The sequence below is a fragment of the Photobacterium damselae subsp. damselae genome (genome assembly GCF_038086725.1).
Lineage (GTDB): Bacteria > Pseudomonadota > Gammaproteobacteria > Enterobacterales > Vibrionaceae > Photobacterium > Photobacterium damselae.
Window position 1 is genome coordinate 2,991,552 of the sequence record NZ_CP146970.1, and the last position, 22,001, is coordinate 3,013,552.

At 44.1% G+C, this 22,001-nt stretch carries 34 protein-coding genes; 4 read left to right on the plus strand and 30 right to left on the minus strand.

The features are described from left to right. From WAX86_RS13665 to WAX86_RS13680, 4 genes are read left to right on the plus strand one after another with little or no spacing between them, the layout of a single operon-like run. A complete protein-coding gene (locus tag WAX86_RS13665; RefSeq protein ID WP_237029657.1) occupies nt 1-735 on the plus strand; it encodes an OmpA family protein in 735 nt (244 codons plus the stop codon). Continuing rightward, the gene (locus WAX86_RS13670; RefSeq protein WP_341488918.1) at nt 732-3,410 is read left to right on the plus strand and encodes an SLBB domain-containing protein; all 2,679 of its coding nucleotides are present in this window, start codon (nt 732-734) and stop codon (nt 3,408-3,410) included. The genes WAX86_RS13665 and WAX86_RS13670 overlap by 4 nt, the downstream gene beginning before the upstream one ends. After that, nucleotides 3,410-4,093, plus strand: a complete 684-nt coding sequence (locus WAX86_RS13675; protein WP_068969051.1) for a tyrosine-protein kinase family protein — start codon at nt 3,410-3,412, stop codon at nt 4,091-4,093. The genes WAX86_RS13670 and WAX86_RS13675 overlap by 1 nt, the downstream gene beginning before the upstream one ends. Next, nucleotides 4,090-5,562, plus strand: a complete 1,473-nt coding sequence (locus WAX86_RS13680; RefSeq protein ID WP_341488919.1) for a response regulator — start codon at nt 4,090-4,092, stop codon at nt 5,560-5,562. The genes WAX86_RS13675 and WAX86_RS13680 overlap by 4 nt, the downstream gene beginning before the upstream one ends. Here the strand turns inward: WAX86_RS13680 and WAX86_RS13685 are convergent. The 30 genes from WAX86_RS13685 to tuf form a co-directional block, all read right to left on the minus strand. After that, nucleotides 5,536-6,510, minus strand: a complete 975-nt coding sequence (locus tag WAX86_RS13685; protein ID WP_068969049.1) for a glycosyltransferase family 4 protein — start codon at nt 6,508-6,510, stop codon at nt 5,536-5,538. The genes WAX86_RS13680 and WAX86_RS13685 overlap by 27 nt on opposite strands. 91 nt (nt 6,511-6,601) lie before the next feature. After that, entirely contained in the window at nt 6,602-6,988 is a 387-nt protein-coding gene (gene rplQ, locus WAX86_RS13690; RefSeq protein ID WP_044174177.1) for a 50S ribosomal protein L17, read from the minus strand. 33 nt (nt 6,989-7,021) lie between these two features. After that, complete coding sequence (locus WAX86_RS13695; protein WP_005303523.1) at nt 7,022-8,011, minus strand: DNA-directed RNA polymerase subunit alpha; 990 nt, start codon at nt 8,009-8,011, stop codon at nt 7,022-7,024. Nucleotides 8,012-8,034: 23 nt separating this feature from the next. Further along, nucleotides 8,035-8,655, minus strand: coding sequence for a 30S ribosomal protein S4 (gene rpsD, locus WAX86_RS13700; RefSeq protein WP_005303520.1), 621 nt, complete (start codon nt 8,653-8,655; stop codon nt 8,035-8,037). 33 nt (nt 8,656-8,688) lie between these two features. Further along, nucleotides 8,689-9,078 (minus strand): 30S ribosomal protein S11, encoded by a 390-nt coding sequence (gene rpsK / locus WAX86_RS13705; RefSeq protein WP_005303517.1) that lies wholly within the window; start codon nt 9,076-9,078, stop codon nt 8,689-8,691. 19 nt (nt 9,079-9,097) lie between these two features. Further along, a complete protein-coding gene (rpsM, locus tag WAX86_RS13710) occupies nt 9,098-9,454 on the minus strand; it encodes a 30S ribosomal protein S13 (protein WP_005303495.1) in 357 nt (118 codons plus the stop codon). Between the two features lie 145 nt (nt 9,455-9,599). Beyond that, nucleotides 9,600-9,713, minus strand: coding sequence for a 50S ribosomal protein L36 (rpmJ, locus tag WAX86_RS13715; protein ID WP_000868186.1), 114 nt, complete (start codon nt 9,711-9,713; stop codon nt 9,600-9,602). Between the two features lie 29 nt (nt 9,714-9,742). Next, on the minus strand, nt 9,743-11,068 hold the full coding sequence (secY, locus tag WAX86_RS13720; protein WP_005302827.1) for a preprotein translocase subunit SecY: 1,326 nt from the start codon (nt 11,066-11,068) through the stop codon (nt 9,743-9,745). Between the two features lie 22 nt (nt 11,069-11,090). Next, a complete protein-coding gene (gene rplO / locus WAX86_RS13725; protein WP_005302825.1) occupies nt 11,091-11,525 on the minus strand; it encodes a 50S ribosomal protein L15 in 435 nt (144 codons plus the stop codon). Nucleotides 11,526-11,530: 5 nt separating this feature from the next. Continuing rightward, on the minus strand, nt 11,531-11,710 hold the full coding sequence (gene rpmD / locus WAX86_RS13730; RefSeq protein WP_005302823.1) for a 50S ribosomal protein L30: 180 nt from the start codon (nt 11,708-11,710) through the stop codon (nt 11,531-11,533). A 5-nt stretch (nt 11,711-11,715) separates the two neighbouring features. Then, entirely contained in the window at nt 11,716-12,213 is a 498-nt protein-coding gene (rpsE, locus tag WAX86_RS13735; RefSeq protein ID WP_005302820.1) for a 30S ribosomal protein S5, read from the minus strand. Nucleotides 12,214-12,225: 12 nt separating this feature from the next. Continuing rightward, nucleotides 12,226-12,579, minus strand: a complete 354-nt coding sequence (gene rplR / locus WAX86_RS13740) for a 50S ribosomal protein L18 (RefSeq protein ID WP_044174166.1) — start codon at nt 12,577-12,579, stop codon at nt 12,226-12,228. Between the two features lie 9 nt (nt 12,580-12,588). Continuing rightward, on the minus strand, nt 12,589-13,122 hold the full coding sequence (gene rplF / locus WAX86_RS13745; protein ID WP_005302817.1) for a 50S ribosomal protein L6: 534 nt from the start codon (nt 13,120-13,122) through the stop codon (nt 12,589-12,591). A 12-nt stretch (nt 13,123-13,134) separates the two neighbouring features. After that, nucleotides 13,135-13,527 carry a 30S ribosomal protein S8 gene (rpsH, locus tag WAX86_RS13750; protein WP_044174161.1) on the minus strand — a complete coding sequence of 131 codons (393 nt, stop codon included), beginning with the start codon at nt 13,525-13,527 and terminating at the stop codon, nt 13,135-13,137. 35 nt (nt 13,528-13,562) lie between these two features. Next, on the minus strand, nt 13,563-13,868 hold the full coding sequence (rpsN, locus tag WAX86_RS13755; protein ID WP_005302811.1) for a 30S ribosomal protein S14: 306 nt from the start codon (nt 13,866-13,868) through the stop codon (nt 13,563-13,565). A gap of 15 nt (nt 13,869-13,883) precedes the next feature. Further along, complete coding sequence (gene rplE / locus WAX86_RS13760) at nt 13,884-14,423, minus strand: 50S ribosomal protein L5 (protein ID WP_005302809.1); 540 nt, start codon at nt 14,421-14,423, stop codon at nt 13,884-13,886. A gap of 15 nt (nt 14,424-14,438) precedes the next feature. Then, on the minus strand, nt 14,439-14,750 hold the full coding sequence (rplX, locus tag WAX86_RS13765) for a 50S ribosomal protein L24 (protein ID WP_005302806.1): 312 nt from the start codon (nt 14,748-14,750) through the stop codon (nt 14,439-14,441). A 12-nt stretch (nt 14,751-14,762) separates the two neighbouring features. After that, entirely contained in the window at nt 14,763-15,134 is a 372-nt protein-coding gene (gene rplN, locus WAX86_RS13770) for a 50S ribosomal protein L14 (protein ID WP_044174159.1), read from the minus strand. Between the two features lie 168 nt (nt 15,135-15,302). Then, nucleotides 15,303-15,557 carry a 30S ribosomal protein S17 gene (gene rpsQ, locus WAX86_RS13775; RefSeq protein WP_005302801.1) on the minus strand — a complete coding sequence of 85 codons (255 nt, stop codon included), beginning with the start codon at nt 15,555-15,557 and terminating at the stop codon, nt 15,303-15,305. After that, a complete protein-coding gene (gene rpmC, locus WAX86_RS13780) occupies nt 15,557-15,748 on the minus strand; it encodes a 50S ribosomal protein L29 (RefSeq protein WP_005302800.1) in 192 nt (63 codons plus the stop codon). Before rpmC ends, rpsQ begins: the two co-directional genes overlap by 1 nt. Beyond that, a complete protein-coding gene (rplP, locus tag WAX86_RS13785; protein WP_005302799.1) occupies nt 15,748-16,158 on the minus strand; it encodes a 50S ribosomal protein L16 in 411 nt (136 codons plus the stop codon). The genes rpmC and rplP overlap by 1 nt, the downstream gene beginning before the upstream one ends. 11 nt (nt 16,159-16,169) lie before the next feature. Continuing rightward, nucleotides 16,170-16,868 (minus strand): 30S ribosomal protein S3, encoded by a 699-nt coding sequence (gene rpsC, locus WAX86_RS13790; RefSeq protein WP_005302798.1) that lies wholly within the window; start codon nt 16,866-16,868, stop codon nt 16,170-16,172. A gap of 19 nt (nt 16,869-16,887) precedes the next feature. After that, a complete protein-coding gene (gene rplV, locus WAX86_RS13795; RefSeq protein WP_005302797.1) occupies nt 16,888-17,220 on the minus strand; it encodes a 50S ribosomal protein L22 in 333 nt (110 codons plus the stop codon). Between the two features lie 14 nt (nt 17,221-17,234). Then, the gene (gene rpsS / locus WAX86_RS13800; RefSeq protein WP_005302795.1) at nt 17,235-17,513 is read right to left on the minus strand and encodes a 30S ribosomal protein S19; all 279 of its coding nucleotides are present in this window, start codon (nt 17,511-17,513) and stop codon (nt 17,235-17,237) included. 18 nt (nt 17,514-17,531) lie between these two features. Then, nucleotides 17,532-18,356, minus strand: a complete 825-nt coding sequence (rplB, locus tag WAX86_RS13805) for a 50S ribosomal protein L2 (RefSeq protein WP_044174151.1) — start codon at nt 18,354-18,356, stop codon at nt 17,532-17,534. Nucleotides 18,357-18,374: 18 nt separating this feature from the next. Next, a complete protein-coding gene (gene rplW, locus WAX86_RS13810; RefSeq protein WP_005302786.1) occupies nt 18,375-18,677 on the minus strand; it encodes a 50S ribosomal protein L23 in 303 nt (100 codons plus the stop codon). Then, nucleotides 18,674-19,276, minus strand: coding sequence for a 50S ribosomal protein L4 (rplD, locus tag WAX86_RS13815; protein ID WP_005302784.1), 603 nt, complete (start codon nt 19,274-19,276; stop codon nt 18,674-18,676). Before rplD ends, rplW begins: the two co-directional genes overlap by 4 nt. Before the next feature lie 16 nt (nt 19,277-19,292). Continuing rightward, a complete protein-coding gene (gene rplC / locus WAX86_RS13820; protein ID WP_005302783.1) occupies nt 19,293-19,922 on the minus strand; it encodes a 50S ribosomal protein L3 in 630 nt (209 codons plus the stop codon). A 14-nt stretch (nt 19,923-19,936) separates the two neighbouring features. Next, entirely contained in the window at nt 19,937-20,248 is a 312-nt protein-coding gene (gene rpsJ, locus WAX86_RS13825) for a 30S ribosomal protein S10 (RefSeq protein ID WP_005302781.1), read from the minus strand. 512 nt (nt 20,249-20,760) lie between these two features. Continuing rightward, complete coding sequence (tuf, locus tag WAX86_RS13830; RefSeq protein WP_237033314.1) at nt 20,761-21,945, minus strand: elongation factor Tu; 1,185 nt, start codon at nt 21,943-21,945, stop codon at nt 20,761-20,763. Between the last annotated feature and the right edge of the window lie 56 nt (nt 21,946-22,001).

Below are 22,001 nucleotides of genomic sequence, written 5' to 3' on the forward strand. Positions count from 1 at the left end.
TTGACCGCTTGTACCCTTTGGCCCGAACCCAAGCCATTACCGCCAATTACCAAAGAGCAACAACACCAGCTAGAGCACTACTCATGGGAACTTAAGCTGCTAGAAGCACGAGGGGTAAAACTCTGCTTACCAGCCCAGTATCAAAAACTTGATTGGTTATATCAACAAGCCTATCAAGAGTTCGTTGCTGGTTTTCCTCATGATGCGGAACTCACTCTGCAAAAATATCAATTTACAGCCGATATGATAGATCGCCAAATGGACTGGCTAGAATTTCATACCCATTGTTTTAATCACTATTCTGAGGTGGAGCTACGAGAACAACTAGAACTCTATTTTGCGGTCGATAATCAATTTGCTCTCAATCGCAGTGAACTTCTTCCCGCTTATCAACAAGCATTAACTCAAGCTGCAGCAATCCTTAAACGTCATCGTCATTGGCACGTTAAACTGGTTGGGCATACTGATACTCAGGGGCAAATACAGGATAACTATCACCTCGGACTTACCCGAGCAAATAATGTAAAACGTTTTTTGTTGGAGCATGGGGTTAATGGTCATCAAGTTTCGGTGCTAAGTGCAGGAGAATCTCAAGCAGTTCCAGATACACACTCTCGCACAATGCAATTGGCTAACCGTCAAGTTGCCGCTGAAATTTTAGTATCAGCTCATGATAAGTCACCTCATCGCCACTTTTCATTAAAAGATTGGCCAGCAATGAGGACCACACCATGAAAATCGTGATCGCCTTATTTCTTTTCACTTTATCCTTTGCATGCTGGGGAGAAATACTCACACCAGGCGATCGTATCTTCTTACAAATTCCCGGAGAAAGCGATTTTGAACAACCATTTACTATTAACGATCAAGGCCTCTTACTCTTACCTGAAATTGGCCCAATTAAAGTAGCAGGCCTTAAAGAGTCAGAGGCTGAAGAGCTGATATTCCAAGCCCTTTCAGAACTCTATCGTAACTTAGATGCATTTAAACTCAGTGTGATAGAACAGCTTATTCGAGTCCAAGTGCTCGGTTATGTTGAAAAACCAGGAGCCATATCCCTACAGCCGGATAGTAATGTACAGATGGCTTTAACCAAAGTAGGAGGAGCTCGCCCTGGAGCGCAATTGGACCAATTTCAACTACAACGCCAAGGAAAAACCAAACTCTTTAACTACAAAAACTATCTCGATTCTGGCAATCCATCTTTACTCCCAATTTTGCAAGATGGCGATATTTTGTTTATTCCAGCTTCCCCATTATTAGGCAATATCGAAGTCAATTTTGATGCCGCCTCATTAATAAATTCTGGTGACGCCGGAGAAAAACATGAAGCTTTAACGATTTTTGGTGAGTTAAGAAATCCGGGACTTTTTAGCTACAAAAAAGGAATGACGGTCATTGATGCTTTAATGCGCGCTGATGGCGTTACCCGTTTTGCCGATGTAAGCAAAATACGAGTAATCACTGACAATAAACCCTATATTTTTGATTTAAAATACTATTTAGACACCAGCGATGCCAGTAACCTACCTCCCATAAAACCGGGAACAACAATCTTCGCTCCCATTGAAGTAGAAGATATTGGCACTTCAAAGCGCTCTATTTATGTGATGGGAGAAGTGAAGAATGCGGGAGTTTTTGAAGCGACAACAGAGACTTCATTTATCGATGCCTTAGCCAATGCAGGGGGCCCCACTCGTTTTGCAGATACAACCCATATAAAGTTATTACGCACAACAAAGCCCCCAATTACCATAAATTTAGTTGCTTATACTAAAAATCCACAGAGTATTAATCTTCCTCCGCTAGAGTCAGGCGACGCTATTTTTGTACCAGAAAAACTTGATCTAAATGAAAAGTCTTGGCTCAAAGTCACCGATGAGCGCGCGATTAAAATTATAGGAGCGGTCAAAAAGCCAGGGCGTTATGAATGGAATCAAGACATGGATTTTATGGATCTATTGGCTCATGCCGGGGGGCCAAATCAACAAGCAAACTTAAGTAGCATTCGAATCATCAAAGAAAGTAAAAACACCGGTCACCAAGTACTGTTTTTTGATTTTGATAGCTTTATCAAACGAGGGAGCCCTGCAAGTTTACTCCCAAACCTAGTTGCTGGTGATAGCGTAATTATTGATGAACTTCCTCACGACCCTTCAGATAATAAATCCAGTTGGGTTCGACAATCTGCTAAAGACTCTATTTATATTTTTGGCTCTGTTGGGGCTCCAGGACGTTATGCTTTTAATAGCGAGCAAGGCTTTTTAGATATCTTATCCGCCGCCGATGGACCTGTTGCTCAAGCCGATTTAAAAGAAGTCTTGATCACTCATCGCAATGGGCAACAACGAAAAATCACCCGGCTTGATCTCGCCAGATATTTTGAAACTGGTAATGAAAAGTTATTGCCTAAAGTTTTACCTGGTGATGTTATTTATGTACCACCAGTTAGCAGCGATGCCGATGATAAAGCAGTTAAAGTAATGGGGGCGGTAAAAAATCCAGGTCGTTTCAAGTGGAACAATAAAATGACCTTTCTTGATTTACTTGCCGTTGCAGGAGGGCCAACCCAAAAAGCGAATATCAGTAAAATACGCATTATTAAAGAACGCAGTAACCGAGCGGATGGCAATGTTTTATATTTTGACTTAGAGCGTTTTATGGATGAAGGAGGAAACTTTAATGAACTCCCTAATTTATTAGCTGGAGACAGCATTATTATTGATGAACTGCCCCATGACCCAACCGATAATAAATCGACATGGTTACGCCAATCAGCCCAAGATTCTATCTACATTTTCGGTGCTATTGGTGCTCCAGGACGTTACGCTTTTAATCAACAAATGGGATTTCTCGATATTCTTTCTGCTGCCGATGGGCCGACCAATGACGCCGATTTGCAAAATGTCCGAATCAGCCACAGAAATGGTAATCACAGTACCGTTACTCAACTTAACCTCACCCAATATTTTGAAACCGGTGATGAGACCATTATTCCTAAAGTTGTTCCTGGGGATGTTATTTATATCCCTCCACAAGACAGATTATGGCTCGATAAGTCACCTCAGAAAATGGTGCGATTGATGGGCTCTGTTCATAAGCCAGGTCGTTACGATTTTAATCAGCAGATGTCACTGTTAGATTTATTAGCAGAAGCAGGAGGACCAACTGATAAAGCTTATATCGAGCGAATCATGATAGTTAATTCATCCTGTTGTGGTGATAAGACTCAAGCGTTTAACTTACGCGATTATATTAATGACCCGCAAAAATACCCACTGCCTTTACTTCGCCCGGGAGATACGGTTTACGTTCCCGATGAGAGAGAATCAACAAGCCAACAAATCCGCCAAGTATTTCAAGATGCACTTGGGATCTTTAGCTTAATCGCATTAGGAGCGGCATTATAATGACCAATCCGTGGCTCAGTCATGAGTATGAACAAATATTCCAACACATCTATCGTACTCATGCTCGGGTTATTATTATGTGTAGTGCAACTAAACAAAGTGGGTGCAGTACGATTGCGCTCTGGCTTGCTCAGCGATGTGCCAACCAACAAAACACACTACTGGTTGAATTGGATCTTTGCGGCGCAGGACTGGGATATTCTCCCGTAGAATGGCAGCTTGCGACCGAGCACCATGTCCTTCATTCAGATAATCTTTTTATACTTCCACAACCTGACTCAGCCCAATCTATTTTACAACTACGCCAACAAGATAAATTGCAACAGTATTTAAATTTATGGCAGCAATATTATGAGTTTATCGTGATCGATCTTGGCGCTGTAAATCATAAGCACTGGCGACAACTTTCAGCGTGTAATTTAAGCAAAATCAGCGACATCGCAATACTCTCTGTGGCATTGGGAAAAACAACTCAAGAAGAACTTCACGAAGCAATTGAGCTACTAAAAAAAGGACAGTTACCACTGGCAGGATGCATCGCAAATCAATTTTATAATCCATCTCTACAGCAACAATTACTCAATAGTTTACAACGCTACAAAAAAATCATTCCTACCAAGTTATTTTTGTTTTTAGAACGCAAAATTAAACATAACCAATTTTTACAGGGGACTGAGCTATGAATTATCCTTTGTATCAACAACAGTTTACGCTCACCATTGATAACCTAAAACAAATACGTAAATGGATTAATGATAAGCATAAACGCCTATCCTTTTGCCCAACAATTACCAAAAAGTTGCAGCTCATTATTTCAGAGTATTGTACCAATCTTCTCAACTACCAAAGTGTTACTGCAAGCCATATTCAGCTAATCAGTAACCAAACCTCAGGTGAGTATCAATTTACTATCTTAGATAATGGAACCTTTTGGCTGGCATTTGAAGATCAATTAAACCAAGCACAATTACCAAAGCAGCCCTGTACAAGTCATATGGGCCTGGCCTTACTCAATTCCATTCTTGATAGTTATCAATACACCTTAACAGAGCAAGGTAATGCTTTTTCTTTTACAATTCATAAAAACCAAGAAAAACCAAGACTGCTATTAATCGATGACAGCAGTAGCCAACTAAACTATTTAGCCTCACTATTGCAGCGAGATTATCAATTAACCTTATTTAGTTCTTCAGCTGAGGGGCTAAACTGGCTAAAAGATCATTCGTGTGAGTTAGTGATAACAGATATTCATATGCCTGAGATGGATGGCTTTCATTTCCGGCAACAAGTTGCTAAGCAGTCTTGCCATAGCCTATTGCCTTTTATTTTTCTCACAGGTGATCTTAATCGTTCAACGCAGTCTGCAGCCTCGCAGTTAGAAATTGATGATTATTTAAAAAAACCTATCGATAAAGAGACATTATATTCTGTGATTGAACGAGTACTTAAGCGACATCGAAGGCTACAAAGTCATTTAGAACACGCTTTATCACAACATATTTCACCTCAAGTACAGCAAGAAAACGATCATAGAAAGAGTCATAATCTACAGATAGAGTATCATCAAGATCCTCAGGACAGTGGTGATTTTCTTTTAACTCATTACTGCCAAGATGAACGCGAATTGATTGTTGTCGGCGATCATATGGGATCCGGATTGATCGCTAGAACAAATGGCTCTGGTTGGATTAGCTTTATACGAGGACTTTTCTGTGCTGGCATTGAATCTCCACAACAGCTGCTGACCTTACTCAATCAAGAGATCTATCAAACCTCACACAGCCAATTGATCTGTTTAATGATCATAGAGATCCAGCAAGATAGCCAAATCACTATTTATAATTCCGCGATGCCGGCCCCTTTATTAGTGGGCTTAGAACACAGTGAATATCAACAAGAGCATATTTCATTACTGGGGCTCAATGAGCAGATAACAATAGAGGGTAAAGATTACTATCTATCATCAGAACAGAGCTTACATATTGCCAGTGATGGAATTTTTGAGCAGAAGTTATCACAGCGGCAACAAAAGCAAATACAAAACCAAGAGAAAACAACAAGAGGCACCTATTTATGGGAATCCTCACTAAACATAAAAGATGATAAAACGCTGGTTAATATCTACCTAGCAGACCCCATAAGTGAGCTTTAACTGTTTTAGTGCTTGCTGTTCAGAGTAATCACGCTGAATTTTATAATAATTATCATCACAGATTTTTTGCCACTCACATTGTGATAACTTGTTGAGCAAATTAAGCAGAACACTAAGTTGTTGCCAGTTTGAGTTTGGAACCAGAAACTCTGGCTCCAGTAATTTAGCTAAGTCTCCGACATCTGTGGCAATAACAATCACCCGATTGGCCATCGCTTCAATTGCGGCCATTGGTAGTCCTTCAGCACGAGAGGGGATCAATAACACATCTAATTGTGACCAGTAGCTATCCATTGCAGAGACCATACCATGATAATGAATATGCTGAGGTATTAACTCATGCAATACTCCATCACCAAAGACATGAAATTGGTATTGCGGTAGTGTATTAGCAATGACACAGAAACGATCAAAGCCTTTTACTTGTTCTAACCGACCCACGAAAGCAACATTCATTATCTTATTTGGTTTAGCTAACTTCGATGGCAATTTCGGTAATGATATAAAATTATGCCAATAGTCATATCTAGTTGATATTTTCTGACCTATAGCTTGACTAATAACTATATTTTTTGACAAGAAGGCACTAGAACGATTTAGCCATTCATAGAAGGCAACTTTTCCCGTTGCTATTTCACCGGCATGAAATGTAGTGATGACCTTAGCGCGACTAAACAAGCCATAACTTCTGACAAACAAGCTTGCTTTATAACCATGACCATGAAGAATATCACCTTGTTTTAAATGATAAAAACTAGGTAATTGAGCAGTAGTTAAAACTGGAATTTTTGCACTTTCTGCTTGCTGTCGTAGAGGATGGGTTAGATTGTAATGCCGCATAAAGACAATAGTCACAGGATAATTGTGACGCTGCAAAAGGCAAGCTAATTGCAAAATGTGGCTTTCTATCCCGCCAAAGTTACGAGAATCAATCACTTGATAAATCATAAGCTACTCCTAGTTAACTCATGATTTAGATGCAAAAAAAAAGCCGAATCTTTTCAGACTCGGCTTCTTTTTGCTATTTCAAAACTATTGCTTATTCAGCAGCAGCTTCTTCTTTAGCTTCAGAACGATCTACAAGCTCAATGTAAGCCATTGGAGCTTTATCGCCAGCACGGAAACCACACTTGATAATACGAGTGTAACCACCTGGACGCTGAGCGAAACGTGGACCTAATTCATTAAATAGTTTCGCAACTACTTCGTTATCACGAGTACGAGCGAATGCAAGACGACGGTTAGCAACGCTGTCAGTCTTAGCTAGGGTAATCAAAGGCTCAATTACGCGACGTAGCTCTTTTGCTTTAGGCAGGGTAGTCTTGATTAATTCGTGACGTACCAGAGAGCTAGCCATGTTGCTGAACATCGCTTTACGATGGCTGCTGTTGCGGTTGAGTTGACGACCACTCTTACGATGGCGCATGACCTAATCCTTCTAACTAGATATCAGTAACTATTAATCTTCAGCGATAGACGCTGGCGGCCAGTTTTCTAGACGCATGCCTAGAGACAGACCACGAGAAGCAAGAACGTCTTTAATTTCAGTTAAAGACTTCTTACCAAGGTTTGGAGTCTTAAGAAGCTCAACCTCAGTACGCTGAACAAGATCACCGATGTAATGGATCGCTTCTGCTTTTAGACAGTTTGCAGAGCGAACAGTTAGTTCAAGATCGTCTACAGGACGCAGTAGGATCGGATCGAACTCCGGCTTCTCTTCTTTTTCTTCAGGAACACGTACATCACGAAGATCTACGAATGCATCTAGTTGTTCAGCAAGAATTGTTGCTGCACGACGGATAGCTTCCTCAGGATCAAGAGTACCATTAGTCTCCATATCAATTACTAGCTTGTCTAAGTCAGTACGTTGTTCAACGCGAGCTGCTTCAACAGCGTAAGAGATACGATCAACTGGGCTGAAAGTTGCATCAACTAGCAGACGGCCAATTGGACGCTCATCTTCTTCAGTGTGAATACGAGCAGATGCTGGTACATAGCCACGACCACGCTCTACCTTGATGCGCATGCTTAATTCAGCATTGTCATCAGTAATGTGGCAGATTACGTGTTCTGGGTTCGCAATCTCAACATCACCATCATGGGTGATGTCACCTGCAACAACAGGGCCTGCACCAGACTTGTTCAGAGTTAGAATTACTTCATCTTTACCCTCAACCTTAACAGCTAGGCCCTTAAGGTTTAGTAGGATTTCGAGGATATCTTCCTGAACTCCCTCTTTGGTGCTGTACTCATGTAACACACCGTCGATCTCTACTTCAGTAACAGCACAACCTGGCATTGAAGATAATAGAATGCGACGAAGAGCATTACCTAGAGTGTGGCCAAAACCACGCTCTAATGGCTCTAGAGTTACTTTTGCATGCGTTGAGTTAACTTGTTCGATGTCAACTAAACGTGGCTTAAGAAATTCTGTTACAGAACCCTGCATTGTGTCCTCTCTTAACTATAGCCTTACTTAGAGTAAAGCTCGACGATCAGGTGTTCGTTGATGTCGGCAGACAAATCAGAACGTTCTGGAAGACGCTTAAAAGTACCTTCCATTTTCTTGTTGTCTACTTCGACCCAAGTCGGTAGTTCACGCTGTGTAGCAACTTCTAGAGCTGCTTTGATGCGTGCTTGGTTCTTAGCTTTCTCGCGAATGCTAACAACGTCGTTAGCCGCTACCTTGTAAGAAGGAACGTTCACGACTTGACCGTTAACTAGGATCGCTTTGTGGCTTACCAACTGACGTGCTTCTGCGCGAGTTGCGCCAAAGCCCATGCGGTAAACTACGTTATCTAGACGACCTTCAAGAAGCTGAAGTAGGTTTTCACCAGTGTTGCCTTTTAGGCGAGCAGCTTCTTGGTAGTAGTTACGGAATTGTTTTTCTAGTACGCCGTAGATACGACGAACTTTTTGCTTCTCACGAAGCTGAACGCCGTAGTCAGATAGACGACCGCGACGCGCACCGTGTTGACCAGGTGCATTATCAATTTTACACTTGGTATCAATCGCGCGTACACCTGATTTAAGGAATAAATCAGTGCCTTCGCGACGGCTAAGCTTCAGCTTAGGACCCAAATATCTTGCCATGTTTCTTTCTCCAATATTCCTAGAAACGAAACGTTATACGCGACGTTTCTTAGGTGGACGACAACCGTTATGAGGGATCGGAGTCGCATCAACAATGTTAGTGATACGGTAACCCGCTGCGTTTAGAGCGCGGATAGTAGACTCACGACCTGGACCTGGGCCCTTAACCATAACTTCTAGGTTCTTAACGCCGTATTCTTTAGCCATTTCACCACAACGCTCAGCAGCAACCTGTGCAGCGAACGGAGTAGATTTACGAGAACCACGGAAACCAGAACCACCTGCTGTTGCCCAAGCAAGAGCATTACCTTGACGGTCAGTAATGGTTACGATTGTGTTGTTGAAAGAAGCGTGGATGTGCGCAACGCCATCAGCAACTTGCTTACGTACGCGCTTACGAGCGCGAGTTGGTTGTTTTGCCATTGTACTCTACCTTATCCGATTATTTTTTGATCGGCTTGCGCGGACCCTTACGGGTACGTGCGTTGGTCTTAGTACGCTGTCCACGTAGAGGTAGACTGCGACGGTGACGAAGACCACGGTAACAACCAAGGTCCATTAGACGCTTGATGTTCATGGAAACTTCACGACGTAGATCACCTTCTACAGTGTACTTAGCTACACCATCACGCAGTAGATCGATCTGCTCTTCAGTCAGTTCACTGATCTTAACATCTTCAGCAATACCAGTCTCAGCTAGGATAGCTTGAGAACGAGTTTTACCGATGCCGTAGATCGCAGTTAATGCGATAACAGCGTGTTTCTGATCAGGAATGTTAATGCCTGCAATACGGGCCACTATTCACTCCTAGTACTTTACAAGAATAACCGCTGCAGAGCCCGTTTAGGATACGCAGCGGTGGAACAATTCTTTTGCACACAACAAAAGATGGTTGGCTAATGTAGCCAACCTACCTTCAATTTGCAAGAAATATTTCTGCTAATTAGCCTTGGCGCTGTTTGTGCTTAGGCTCGCTGCAAATTACACGCACAACACCGTTGCGCTTGATAACTTTGCAGTTACGGCAGATTTTCTTAACGGAAGCACGAACTTTCATTGCTAAACTCCGTAAATGGATAACTGTTCTTAACGGCCGTAGCCCTTAAGGTTAGCCTTTTTCAAAACTGACTCATATTGTTGAGACATCAGGTGAGTCTGAACTTGAGCCATGAAGTCCATGATTACAACTACTACAATGAGTAGGGAAGTTCCACCGAAATAAAAGCGGACATTCCATGCAATCATCATGAACTCGGGGATCAGACAGATAAAGGTGATATACAACGCACCCGCAAGGGTTAGTCGAGTCATTACTTTATCAATGTATTTTGCGGTCTGTTCACCCGGGCGAATACCAGGTACGAATGCACCAGACTTCTTCAAGTTATCAGCTGTCTCGCGAGGGTTAAACACCAGCGCGGTATAGAAGAAACAGAAGAAAATAATCGCAGCAGCATAAAGCATTACATATAGTGGCTGTCCAGGGCTTAGTGCAAGTGAAATATCACTTAACCATCCTAGATTTTCACTCTGTCCAAACCACTGTGCAAGTGTACCTGGAAACAGAATAATACTCGATGCAAAAATTGCTGGGATAACACCCGCCATGTTTATTTTAAGCGGAAGGTGGGTGCTTTGCGCAGCAAAAACACGACGGCCTTGCTGACGTTTAGCATAGTTAACGACGATTCGACGTTGACCACGTTCCATAAACACTACGAAGTATATAACAGCAAAAGAGATTACTGCAATTAACAGTAGAAGAAGTACGTGCAATTCACCTTGACGTGCTTGCTCTACAGTCTGTCCAATAGCTGGCGGCAAACCTGCAACGATACCAGTGAAAATAATCAAAGATATACCGTTACCAATGCCACGTTCAGTAATTTGTTCACCTAACCACATTAAGAACATGGTACCGGTAACCAAACTAACTACTGCGACAAAGTAGAATCCTAGCCCTGGATTTACTACCAGTCCTGGAATCATACTTGGTAACCCCGTCGCAATACCAATTGCTTGGAAGGTTGCCAAAACAAGCGTGCCGTAACGAGTATACTGGCTTATCTTACGACGGCCAGCCTCCCCTTCTTTCTTAAGCTCTGCTAACGCTGGATGAACCACCGTTAGCAACTGGACAATAATGGACGCAGAAATATACGGCATTATGCCCAGAGCTAAGATCGAAGCACGCGAAAGTGCACCACCAGAGAACATGTTAAACAGTTCAATGATGGTACCCTTTTGCTGTTCGAACAGATCAGCAAGTACAGCAGCGTCAATACCAGGAATAGGCACAAAAGAGCCTGCACGGAAAATTAAGATCGCGCCTAATACAAAGAATAGACGGGACTTTAGTTCTGCTAGGCCACCTTTGGCACTACGAAAATCTTGTCCTGGTTGTTTAGCCATCTGTACCTCATCCTCGAGTTAATTATTCCTCGATTTTACCGCCGGCAGCTTCGATTGCAGCTTTAGCGCCTTTAGTAACGCGTAGGCCTTTAACTGTAACAGCGCGGTTGATCTCACCAGAAAGTACAACTTTCGCGAACTGGATGTTCGCAGAGATAAGATCTGCAGCTTTTAGAGTTTCTAGACTTACTACGTCACCTTCAACTTTCGCTAGCTCTGCTAGACGAATTTCAGCTGATACTAGGCCTTTACGCGAAGTAAAACCGAATTTTGGTAGACGTTGTTTCAAAGGCATTTGACCGCCTTCGAAGCCTGGACGTACAGAACCACCTGAACGTGATTTCTGACCCTTGTGACCACGGCCACAAGTTTTACCCAGACCAGAACCGATACCACGACCTACGCGCTTAGCAGAAGGCTTAGAACCCGCAGCCGGTGATAGAGTATTCAAACGCATTCTGATTACTCCTCAACTTTAACCATGTAGTAAACTTTGTTGATCATGCCGCGTACGCAAGCAGTATCTTCAAGTTCAACTGTGTGGTTGATACGACGAAGGCCTAGGCCACGCAAAGTAGCTTTATGCTTCGGTAAACGACCGATAGAGCTCTTTGTCTGTGTTACTTTAATAGTCTTAGCCATGTCGATTACTCCAGAATTTCTTTAACAGAAAGACCACGCTTCGCAGCGATCATTTCTGGAGAGTTCATGCCACTCAAACCATCAATAGTCGCGCGAACGATGTTGATTGGGTTTGTAGAGCCGTATGCTTTTGCTAGAACGTTACGAACACCCGCAACTTCTAGAACTGCACGCATCGCACCACCTGCGATGATACCTGTACCTTCTGATGCAGGCTGCATGTACACTTTAGAACCAGTGTGACGGCCTTTAACAGCGTGGTGAAGAGTACCTTCGTTTAGTGCAACATTAGTCATGTTACGGCGTGCTTTTTCCATCGCTTTCTGGATTGCAGCAGGAACTTCACGTGCCTTACCGTAACCGAAACCAACGCGACCGTTACCGTCACCAACTACTGTTAGTGCAGTAAAGCTGAAAATACGACCACCTTTAACCGTCTTAGATACACGGTTAACAGCGATCAGTTTTTCATGCAAATCTGATTGTGTTTTTTCGTTAGCCATCTTCCGCCTACCTTAGAATTTCAGACCAGCTTCACGAGCAGCTTCTGCTAGTGCAGCTACACGGCCGTGGTATTGGAAACCAGAACGATCGAATGCAACGCTAGAAACGCCTTTTTCAATCGCGCGCTCAGCAATAGCTTTACCTACAGCTGTAGCAGCGTCTTTGTTACCGGTATTCTTAACTTGCTCACGGATCGCTTTTTCTAGAGTAGAAGCGGCTGCGATAACCTCAGAGCCGTTTGCTGCGATTACTTGAGCGTACACGTGACGTGGCGTACGGTGTACAACAAGGCGAGTTGCGCCAAGTTCAGCAATCTTACGACGTGCTCGGGTCGCACGACGGATACGAGATGCTTTCTTATCCATAGTGTTACCTTACTTCTTCTTAGCTTCTTTAATACGCACAACTTCGTCTGCGTAACGAACACCCTTACCTTTATAAGGTTCTGGGCTACGGTAAGCACGGATATCCGCAGCTACCTGACCAACAACCTGCTTATCAGTACCAGTTAGTACGATTTCAGTTTGTGTTGGACACTCAGCTTTGATACCGGCTGGAAGTTCGTGCTCAACTGGGTGAGAGAAGCCAAGAGTAAGAGCTACAGCGTTGCCTTTAATAGCAGCACGGTAACCAACACCTTTAAGAGTTAGCTTCTTAGTGAAACCTTCAGTAACACCTACAACCATGTTGTTTACTAGTGCACGAGCAGTACCTGCTTGTGCCCAAGCTTTTTCGAAACCTTCACGAGGACCGAAAGTAATTGTGTTCTCTTCCTGGGAAAGAACAACTGCTTCGTTGATAACGCGAACTAGTTCGCCTTTACCACCTTTAACAGTGATTTCCTGACCGTTAAGTTTAACTTCTACGCCGGCAGGAATTACTACAGGTGCTTTTGCAACACGAGACATTTCCTACTCCTATTATGCTACGTAGCAGATAATCTCACCGCCAAGACCCGCTTTGCGAGCAGCGCGGTCGGTCATTAGACCCTTGGAAGTGGACACAACAGCAATACCTAGACCGCCCATCACTGATGGTAGAGCATCTTTTTTCTTGTAGATGCGTAGACCAGGACGTGATACACGTTGGATTTGCTCAATAACTGGGTTAGCTTCGAAGTACTTAAGAGTAACTTCTAGCTCAGGCTTAACTTCACCATTTACAGTGTAGTCAGCCACGTAACCTTCTTCTTTAAGCAGTGCAGCGATTGCAACTTTAAGCTTAGAAGATGGCATTTTAACAGCAACTTTTTTCGCTGCCTGACCGTTACGAATGCGGGTCAGCATATCCGAAATCGGATCTTGCATGCTCATAAGTCAATACTCCGTGATTCTATATTGGTACTAAATTACCAGCTAGCTTTACGCAGACCCGGAATCTCGCCTTTCATGCAAGCTTCACGAACCTTGATTCGGCTTAGACCGAACTTACGTAGGTAACCGTGTGGACGGCCAGTCTGGTTACAGCGGTTACGCTGACGAGACTTAGCGGAATCACGTGGTAGAGACTGAAGCTTAAGCACTGCATTCCAGCGATCTTCTTCAGAAGCATTCACGTTGCTAATTAGAGCTTTTAGCGCTGCACGCTTCTCAGCGTACTTAGCTACTAGCTTGGCACGTTTAGCTTCGCGTGCCTTCATTGATTCTTTAGCCATTTGTAACCCTTACTTTTACTTACGGAATGGGAAGTTAAAAGCAGATAGCAGAGCACGAGCTTCTTCGTCAGAATTAGCAGAAGTTGTGATAGTGATATCAAGACCACGTACACGATCTACTTTATCGAAATCGATTTCTGGGAAGATAATCTGCTCTCGAACGCCCATGCTGTAGTTACCACGACCGTCGAATGACTTAGGGTTTAAACCGCGGAAGTCACGAACACGTGGAATAGCAATTGAAATTAGACGCTCGAAGAAGTCCCACATACGTTCGCCACGTAGAGTTACTTTACAGCCAATAGGGTAGCCCTCACGGATCTTAAAGCCAGCAACAGACTTACGAGCTACAGTGATTAGCGGCTTCTGACCTGCGATAGCAGTCATGTCAGCAGCTGCGTTTTCAAGAAGCTTCTTGTCGTTGATCGCCTCGCCCACACCCATGTTAAGTGTGATCTTCTCGATCTTTGGGACTTGCATGATACTCTTGTATTCGAACTTTTCAGCAAGCTCTTTTACAACAGTCTCTTTGTAGTAATCATGCAGTTTCGCCATAGTACTACTCCAAAATTACTTAATAGTTTCGCCAGTCGATTTGAAGAAACGAACTTTTTTGCCGTCTTCGAATCGGAAGCCTACACGGTCTGCTTTACCTTCACCGTTAACGATTGCAACGTTAGAAGCATCAATAGCTGCTTCTTTTTCAACGATGCCACCTTGGATGCCCATAGCCGGAACAGGCTTCTGGTGCTTCTTAACAAGGTTGATACCATCAACGATAACTTTACCGGTTGCTAGGACCTTAGATACTTTACCTTTCTTACCTTTGTCTTTACCAGTAAGAACGATAACTTCGTCGTTACGACGGATTTTAGCTGCCATTTGAATTACTCCTTACAGTACTTCTGGCGCTAGTGATACGATCTTCATGAACTTTTCAGTACGTAGTTCACGTGTCACTGGGCCGAAAATACGAGTACCGATTGGTTGCTCTGTATTGTTGTTAAGCAATACGCAAGCATTACGGTCAAAACGAATGACAGAGCCGTCTGGACGACGAACGCCTTTACGAGTGCGCACAACAACCGCTTTTAGTACATCACCTTTCTTAACTTTACCGCGAGGAATTGCTTCCTTAACAGTAACTTTAATGATGTCACCAATCTGTGCATAGCGGCGGTGTGAGCCACCCAGAACCTTAATACACATTACGCTACGTGCGCCGGAGTTATCCGCAGCATCAAGCATACTTTGCATTTGGATCATGTTAGTGCTCCGCTAATTAAATACATCTAGACCCATCGCGGGTCGATTCGCCTTTTATTTCAAAGGCGGCGAATAATAACACTCTTTTCGCCCGATGGGTAGATAAAAAATAAACGGCCCGAAAAAAATTAAGGGCCGCTGACTTAACTAGTTGTTAAAACTTACGAATTAGATTCGAGCTTTTTCAACTAGGCGTACCAGAGTCCAAGACTTAGTCTTAGACATTGGACGGCACTCACGAATCTCAACAGTATCGCCTAGGCCACACTCGTTGTTTTCATCGTGTGCGTGAAGCTTAGTTGTACGCTTGATGAATTTACCGTAGATTGGGTGCTTCACCATACGTTCAATAGCAACAACGATTGTTTTGTCGCCTTTGTCGCTAACTACACGACCAAGCTGAGTACGGATTTGTTCGCTCATTATGCGCTCGCCTTCTCAGTCAGAACGGTTTTAACACGTGCGATGTCACGACGTACATTCTTCAGATTGTGAGTCTGCTGTAGCTGACCAGTTGCAGCTTGCATACGCAAGTTGAACTGCTCACGAAGAAGATTCACAAGCTCTGCATTCAGTTCTTCAACGCTTTTAGCGCGTAGATCTTGTGCATTCATCACATTACCGCCTTAGTTACGAAAGTGGTCTTGATTGGTAGCTTACGTGCAGCAAGATCGAATGCTTCACGAGCTAGAGCTTCAGGAACACCACCCATTTCATATAGAACCTTACCTGGTTGAATCTGTGCAACCCAGTACTCTACGTTACCCTTACCTTTACCTTGACGAACTTCAAGAGGCTTAGATGTGATAGGTTTGTCTGGGAATACACGAATCCAGATTTGGCCCTGACGTTTGATATGACGAGTCATAGCACGACGTGCAGCTTCGATTTGGCGAGCAGTTAGTCGACCACGACCAACAGCTTTAAGACCAAATTCGCCAAAGCTTACATCAGTACCGTTCGCTAGACCGCGGTTACGACCTTTAAAGGCCTTGCGGAATTTAGTGCGTTTTGGTTGCAGCATCAATAAACTCCTTATTTACGGCTTTTGCGCTGCTTCTTAGGCTTGTCAGCCTTTGGCTCTACTGCGTTAGCAGCTGGCATACCGCCTAGAACTTCACCTTTGAAGATCCAAACTTTAATACCAATCACACCATATTGAGTGTGAGCCGAAGAAGTTGCGTAATCAATGTCAGCACGAAGAGTGTGTAGAGGCACACGGCCTTCACGGTACCACTCAGTACGTGCAATTTCAGCGCCGCCTAGACGACCGCTTACTTCAACTTTGATACCTTTAGCGCCAAGACGCATAGCGTTCTGAACTGCACGCTTCATAGCGCGACGGAACATAACACGACGCTCTAGCTGAGATGCGATGCTATCTGCAACTAGTTGACCATCTAGTTCTGGCTTACGTACTTCAGCAATGTTGATCTGAGCTGGAACGCCCGCGATCTTTGCTACTGCTGCACGTAGTTTCTCTACGTCTTCACCTTTCTTACCGATAACAACGCCTGGACGAGCTGTGTGAATAGTCACACGGATGCTCTTTGCAGGACGCTCGATAACGATACGTGAAAGAGATGCTTTTGCTAGTTCCTTAGTAAGGAACTGACGTACCTTGAAGTCGCCGTCTAGGTTGTCAGCGAAATCTTGGCTGTTAGCAAACCAAGTGGTATTCCAAGGCTTAACGATGCCAAGACGAATACCATTAGGATGTACTTTTTGACCCATTGCTTTCTCTCCTAGTCTCTTAGCGGTCTGCTACAACAACAGTGATGTGGCTAGAACGCTTCAAGATGCGATCGGCACGGCCTTTAGCACGAGGCATAATACGCTTCATGGTAGGACCTTCATCAACGAAGATTTTTGCAACATTAAGATCATCAATGTCTGCGCCTTCATTGTGTTCTGCGTTAGCGATAGCTGACTCTAGAACTTTCTTGATTAAATCAGCAGCTTTTTTGTTGCTGAAGTTAAGAATTTCAAGAGCTTGAGCAACTGGCTTACCGCGCAGTTGATCTGCAACCAAACGAGCTTTCTGCGGTGAGATGCGAGCAAAGCGATGTTTAGCGATAGCTTCCATAACCTATACTCCTCTTAACGCTTCTTAGCTTTCTTATCCGCAGCATGGCCACGGTAAGTGCGTGTTGGTGCAAATTCGCCTAGCTTGTGACCGATCATTTCTTCAGAAACGAAAACAGGAACGTGCTGACGACCATTATGGACAGCGATGGTCAAACCGATCATCTGAGGGATGATCATTGAGCGACGGGACCAAGTCTTAACAGGCTTTTTGTCACCGCTTTCCAACGCTTTCTCTACCTTCTTCAGCAAGTGTAGGTCAATAAATGGACCTTTCTTGAGAGAACGTGGCATGGCGTATCCTCTTTATAATTACTTGTTACGACGACGTACGATGTACTTGTCGGTACGTTTGTTCTTACGAGTCTTGTAACCCTTAGTTGGAACACCCCAAGGTGTAACAGGGTGACGACCGCCAGATGTACGACCTTCACCACCACCGTGTGGGTGATCTACTGGGTTCATTACAACACCACGAACTGTTGGACGAACACCGCGCCAACGTGAAGCACCAGCTTTACCTAGTTCACGTAGCATGTGCTCATGGTTACCAACTTCGCCTAGTGTCGCACGACAATCAGCAAGAACTTTACGCATTTCACCAGAACGTAGACGTAGAGTCACATAAGTGCCTGCACGTGCAATGATCTGAGCGTATGCACCAGCTGAACGAGCTAGCTGAGCGCCTTTACCAGGCTTAAGCTCAACACAGTGTACAGTAGAACCTACTGGGATGTTGCGCATTGGTAGAGTGTTACCAACTTTGATTGCAGCATCTTCACCAGACTGGATCATATCACCAGCTTGTAGGCCTTTAGGTGCGATAATGTAGCGGCGCTCACCGTCTTTGTAAAGAACTAGAGCAATGTTTGCGCTACGGTTTGGATCGTATTCTAGACGCTCAACTTTCGCTGGGATGCCATCTTTAGTACGTTTAAAGTCGATTAGACGGTAATGTTGTTTATTACCACCACCGATGTGACGTACTGTGATACGACCGTTATTGTTACGACCACCAGTCTTAGAGTTTTTCTCTAGAAGTGGTGCGTACGGCTTACCCTTATGCAGGTCAGAGTTAACCACTTTAACTACGTGGCGACGACCTGGGGAAGTCGGCTTACATTTTACAATAGCCATTCTTCTTTGCTCCTAGCCTTACTCTGCACTACCAGCGAAGTCGATGTCTTGACCTTCTTTCAAGATAACATACGCTTTTTTCCAGTCGCTACGACGGCCTTGGCGCATACCTTGACGCTTGGTCTTACCCTTAGCAATAAGAGTATTTACAGACTTAACTTCAACCTCGAACAGTTTTTCAACTGCTGCTTTGATCTCTTTCTTAGTTGCTGTCATAGCTACTTTGAATACGATAGTGTTACCGTTTTCAGCAGCCATAGTTGCTTTTTCAGAGATGTGCGGAGCACGTAGAACTTTTAAGATACGCTCTTCAGTGATCATGCTAGCATCTCCTCAACTGCTTTAACTGCGTCTGCAGTCATAACAACTTTTTCGAAAGCGATTAAGCTAACTGGGTCGATTGCCTTAGCATCACGTACGTCTACTTTGTATAGGTTACGTGCAGCTAGGAATAGATTCTCATCTAGTTCGCCAGTTACGATCAGTGCATCAGTTAGCTCAAGCTCGTTTAGCTTAGCTACTAGTGCTTTTGTCTTTGGTGCTTCTACAGAGAAGTTCTCAACAACGATTAGACGCTCTTGACGAACTAGCTCAGAAAGAATGCTCTTCATCGCACCGCGGTACATTTTTTTGTTTACTTTCTGGCTGTGGTCCTGTGGACGAGCAGCGAATGATACGCCACCTTTACGCCAAATTGGACTACGCATAGTACCAGAACGTGCGCGACCTGTGCCCTTCTGGCGCCATGGCTTAGCACCGCCACCAGAAACATCAGAACGAGTTTTCTGAGCACGAGTACCCTGACGAGCACCTGCTGCGTATGCAACAACTACTTGGTGTACAAGCGCTTCATTGAAATCACGCCCAAAAGTAGTTTCGGAGACAGTTAGTGCGTTAGCACCTTTGACTACCAATTCCATTACTAACTCCTCGACGTTACGCTTTAACAGCTGGTTTAACGATCACGTTGCCACCTGTAGCACCTGGTACTGCACCTTTGATAAGAAGCAGATTGCGCTCAGCGTCAACACGTACGATCTCTAGGTTTTGAGTCGTTACACGCTCAGCACCCATGTGACCAGCCATTTTCTTGCCTTTAAATACGCGACCTGGAGTTTGACATTGGCCAATTGAACCAGGAGCACGGTGAGACAAGGAGTTACCGTGTGTCATATCTTGAGTACGGAAGTTCCAACGCTTAACAGCGCCCTGGAAGCCTTTACCCTTAGATGTGCCAGTAACGTCTACTTTTTTAACTTCGTTGAACAGCTCAACAGTTAGCTCAGCGCCAACAGCGAACTCTTCATTGTTCTCTAGACGGAATTCCCAAAGACCGCGACCAGCTTCAACACCAGCTTTTGCAAAGTGACCTGCTTCTGGCTTAGTAACGCGGTTAGCTTTCTTAGAACCAGTAGTGATCTGGATTGCGTTGTAGCCGTCAGTTTCAACAGTTTTAACCTGAGAAACGCGGTTAGCTTCAACTTCAACCACTGTTACTGGAATAGAAACGCCTGCTTCGGTAAAGATGCGGGTCATGCCCACTTTACGACCGATTAGACCAATCATTCTCTTATCTCCCCTTAACCTAGGCTGATCTGTACATCAACGCCAGCAGCTAGGTCTAGACGCATAAGAGCATCAACAGTTTTGTCTGTTGGCTCAACGATGTCGATAAGACGCTTGTGAGTACGGATTTCGTACTGGTCACGTGCTGTCTTATTAACGTGAGGAGAAATAAGAACAGTGAAACGCTCTTTACGAGTAGGTAGTGGGATTGGACCCTTAACCTGCGCGCCTGTACGCTTAGCTGTTTCAACGATTTCCGCAGTAGACTGGTCGATCAAACGGTGATCGAACGCCTTAAGGCGGATACGAATACGTTGGTTCTGCATGAGACAGAGCTCCAATAAAAAAATTACACAAACAATATCGCCACTCACACTCGTTAAGACGAGGGAATGTACGATTGATTTATGTGAACGTAGCATCCTAATTGGATACATTGTCAGCCAATTAAATTGACTGCGAACATAAGTCAGAGTATACATTAAACAGATCGCTTAGCGATCTCTTCCTCAACGCTCATTGGTTCACAACTGCGCTTACGAGGCATATCCTCGGGCAGTGCGGTGCATTATACAGATCACAATATTGAAAGCAAGCCCTGATCGATAAATAATCAGAAACTCTTCCCTACCCTACTTTTTAGTTATAAATAAAAATAGATAACAAGCTGATAGTACTAAAAGATGAAGCTAAAATTTATTAACGAAGATGGGTAAGATTTAGTGCTGCGAGGGGCAATATAGGTAAGTAAATTTGTATGGAATATAAAATTAATCAGCTTTAGATGCAAAAAAGGGAGCCGAAGCTCCCTTTTTCTGTACATGAGTACTAGATGTTATTAAGCAATGATAGTTGCAACAACACCAGCACCAACTGTACGGCCACCTTCACGGATAGCAAAACGTAGACCTTCGTCCATCGCGATAGGAGCGATTAGAGTAACAGTCATAGAGACGTTATCACCAGGCATTACCATTTCAACGCCTTCTGGTAGCTCGATAGTACCAGTTACGTCAGTTGTACGGAAGTAGAACTGTGGACGGTAACCTTTGAAGAATGGAGTGTGACGACCGCCTTCATCTTTAGAAAGAACATAGATTTCTGAAGTGAAAGTAGTGTGTGGAGTGATTGAACCAGGCTTAGCTAGAACTTGACCACGCTCAACTTCGTCACGCTTAGTACCACGTAGAAGAACACCAACGTTCTCACCAGCACGGCCTTCGTCTAGAAGCTTACGGAACATCTCAACGCCGGTACAAGTAGTCTTAGTAGTTGGTTTGATACCAACGATTTCTACTTCGTCACCAACAGTGATGATACCTTGCTCAACACGACCAGTTACAACAGTACCACGGCCTTGGATTGAGAATACGTCTTCGATTGGAAGAATGAACGGCTTATCGATAGCACGCTCTGGCTCTGGGATGTAGTTGTCTAGAGCTTCTGCTAGTTCAACAACTTTTGCTTCCCACTGCTCTTCGCCGTTTAGTGCGCCAAGTGCAGAACCCATGATTACTGGGCAATCATCACCTGGGAAGTCGTACTCAGATAGAAGTTCACGAACTTCCATTTCTACTAGCTCAAGTAGTTCTTCATCATCAACCATGTCACACTTGTTCATGAATACGATGATGTAAGGGATACCAACCTGGCGACCAAGTAGGATGTGCTCACGAGTCTGTGGCATAGGGCCATCAGTTGCAGCAACAACTAGGATACCACCGTCCATCTGAGCAGCACCAGTGATCATGTTTTTAACATAATCGGCGTGTCCAGGACAGTCAACGTGTGCGTAGTGACGAGTTGGAGTATCGTACTCTACGTGAGAAGTAGAGATTGTGATACCGCGCTCACGCTCTTCTGGAGCGTTATCGATTGATGCGAAGTCACGAGCAGCACCGCCGTATACTTTAGAAAGTACAGTACAGATTGCAGCAGTTAGAGTTGTTTTACCGTGGTCAACGTGGCCGATTGTACCAACGTTAACGTGCGGTTTCGTACGTTCAAATTTTTCTTTAGACACAGTCGTGTTCCTTCCTAGTTAAGATACGTCCCCTACTAGGTCGGGGACGCGTCCGA

What these genes read in the sequence shown, in the direction of transcription:
- rpmC (WP_005302800.1), bottom strand. Translation starts at nt 15,748, where the DNA reads ATGAATGCACAAGATCTACGCGCTAAAAGCGTTGAAGAACTGAATGCA.
- rpsD (WP_005303520.1), bottom strand. Translation starts at nt 8,655, where the DNA reads ATGGCAAGATATTTGGGTCCTAAGCTGAAGCTTAGCCGTCGCGAAGGC.
- WAX86_RS13685 (WP_068969049.1), bottom strand. Translation starts at nt 6,510, where the DNA reads ATGATTTATCAAGTGATTGATTCTCGTAACTTTGGCGGGATAGAAAGC.
- rpsJ (WP_005302781.1), bottom strand. Translation starts at nt 20,248, where the DNA reads ATGCAGAACCAACGTATTCGTATCCGCCTTAAGGCGTTCGATCACCGT.
- WAX86_RS13670 (WP_341488918.1), top strand. Translation starts at nt 732, where the DNA reads ATGAAAATCGTGATCGCCTTATTTCTTTTCACTTTATCCTTTGCATGC.
- rplO (WP_005302825.1), bottom strand. Translation starts at nt 11,525, where the DNA reads ATGCGTTTGAATACTCTATCACCGGCTGCGGGTTCTAAGCCTTCTGCT.
- rplD (WP_005302784.1), bottom strand. Translation starts at nt 19,276, where the DNA reads ATGGAATTGGTAGTCAAAGGTGCTAACGCACTAACTGTCTCCGAAACT.
- rpmJ (WP_000868186.1), bottom strand. Translation starts at nt 9,713, where the DNA reads ATGAAAGTTCGTGCTTCCGTTAAGAAAATCTGCCGTAACTGCAAAGTT.
- rplV (WP_005302797.1), bottom strand. Translation starts at nt 17,220, where the DNA reads ATGGAAGCTATCGCTAAACATCGCTTTGCTCGCATCTCACCGCAGAAA.
- WAX86_RS13695 (WP_005303523.1), bottom strand. Translation starts at nt 8,011, where the DNA reads ATGCAGGGTTCTGTAACAGAATTTCTTAAGCCACGTTTAGTTGACATC.
- rpmD (WP_005302823.1), bottom strand. Translation starts at nt 11,710, where the DNA reads ATGGCTAAGACTATTAAAGTAACACAGACAAAGAGCTCTATCGGTCGT.
- rplX (WP_005302806.1), bottom strand. Translation starts at nt 14,750, where the DNA reads ATGGCAGCTAAAATCCGTCGTAACGACGAAGTTATCGTTCTTACTGGT.
- rpsS (WP_005302795.1), bottom strand. Translation starts at nt 17,513, where the DNA reads ATGCCACGTTCTCTCAAGAAAGGTCCATTTATTGACCTACACTTGCTG.
- rpsH (WP_044174161.1), bottom strand. Translation starts at nt 13,527, where the DNA reads ATGAGCATGCAAGATCCGATTTCGGATATGCTGACCCGCATTCGTAAC.
- rpsN (WP_005302811.1), bottom strand. Translation starts at nt 13,868, where the DNA reads ATGGCTAAAGAATCAATGAAGGCACGCGAAGCTAAACGTGCCAAGCTA.
- rplF (WP_005302817.1), bottom strand. Translation starts at nt 13,122, where the DNA reads ATGTCTCGTGTTGCAAAAGCACCTGTAGTAATTCCTGCCGGCGTAGAA.
- WAX86_RS13675 (WP_068969051.1), top strand. Translation starts at nt 3,410, where the DNA reads ATGACCAATCCGTGGCTCAGTCATGAGTATGAACAAATATTCCAACAC.
- rpsC (WP_005302798.1), bottom strand. Translation starts at nt 16,868, where the DNA reads ATGGGTCAAAAAGTACATCCTAATGGTATTCGTCTTGGCATCGTTAAG.
- rpsQ (WP_005302801.1), bottom strand. Translation starts at nt 15,557, where the DNA reads ATGAGCGAACAAATCCGTACTCAGCTTGGTCGTGTAGTTAGCGACAAA.
- rpsK (WP_005303517.1), bottom strand. Translation starts at nt 9,078, where the DNA reads ATGGCAAAACAACCAACTCGCGCTCGTAAGCGCGTACGTAAGCAAGTT.
- rplC (WP_005302783.1), bottom strand. Translation starts at nt 19,922, where the DNA reads ATGATTGGTCTAATCGGTCGTAAAGTGGGCATGACCCGCATCTTTACC.
- rpsE (WP_005302820.1), bottom strand. Translation starts at nt 12,213, where the DNA reads ATGGCTAACGAAAAAACACAATCAGATTTGCATGAAAAACTGATCGCT.
- rplQ (WP_044174177.1), bottom strand. Translation starts at nt 6,988, where the DNA reads ATGCGCCATCGTAAGAGTGGTCGTCAACTCAACCGCAACAGCAGCCAT.
- rplR (WP_044174166.1), bottom strand. Translation starts at nt 12,579, where the DNA reads ATGGATAAGAAAGCATCTCGTATCCGTCGTGCGACCCGAGCACGTCGT.
- rplN (WP_044174159.1), bottom strand. Translation starts at nt 15,134, where the DNA reads ATGATCCAAATGCAAAGTATGCTTGATGCTGCGGATAACTCCGGCGCA.
- WAX86_RS13680 (WP_341488919.1), top strand. Translation starts at nt 4,090, where the DNA reads ATGAATTATCCTTTGTATCAACAACAGTTTACGCTCACCATTGATAAC.
- rplW (WP_005302786.1), bottom strand. Translation starts at nt 18,677, where the DNA reads ATGATCACTGAAGAGCGTATCTTAAAAGTTCTACGTGCTCCGCACATC.
- rplE (WP_005302809.1), bottom strand. Translation starts at nt 14,423, where the DNA reads ATGGCGAAACTGCATGATTACTACAAAGAGACTGTTGTAAAAGAGCTT.
- rplP (WP_005302799.1), bottom strand. Translation starts at nt 16,158, where the DNA reads ATGCTGCAACCAAAACGCACTAAATTCCGCAAGGCCTTTAAAGGTCGT.
- rplB (WP_044174151.1), bottom strand. Translation starts at nt 18,356, where the DNA reads ATGGCTATTGTAAAATGTAAGCCGACTTCCCCAGGTCGTCGCCACGTA.
- secY (WP_005302827.1), bottom strand. Translation starts at nt 11,068, where the DNA reads ATGGCTAAACAACCAGGACAAGATTTTCGTAGTGCCAAAGGTGGCCTA.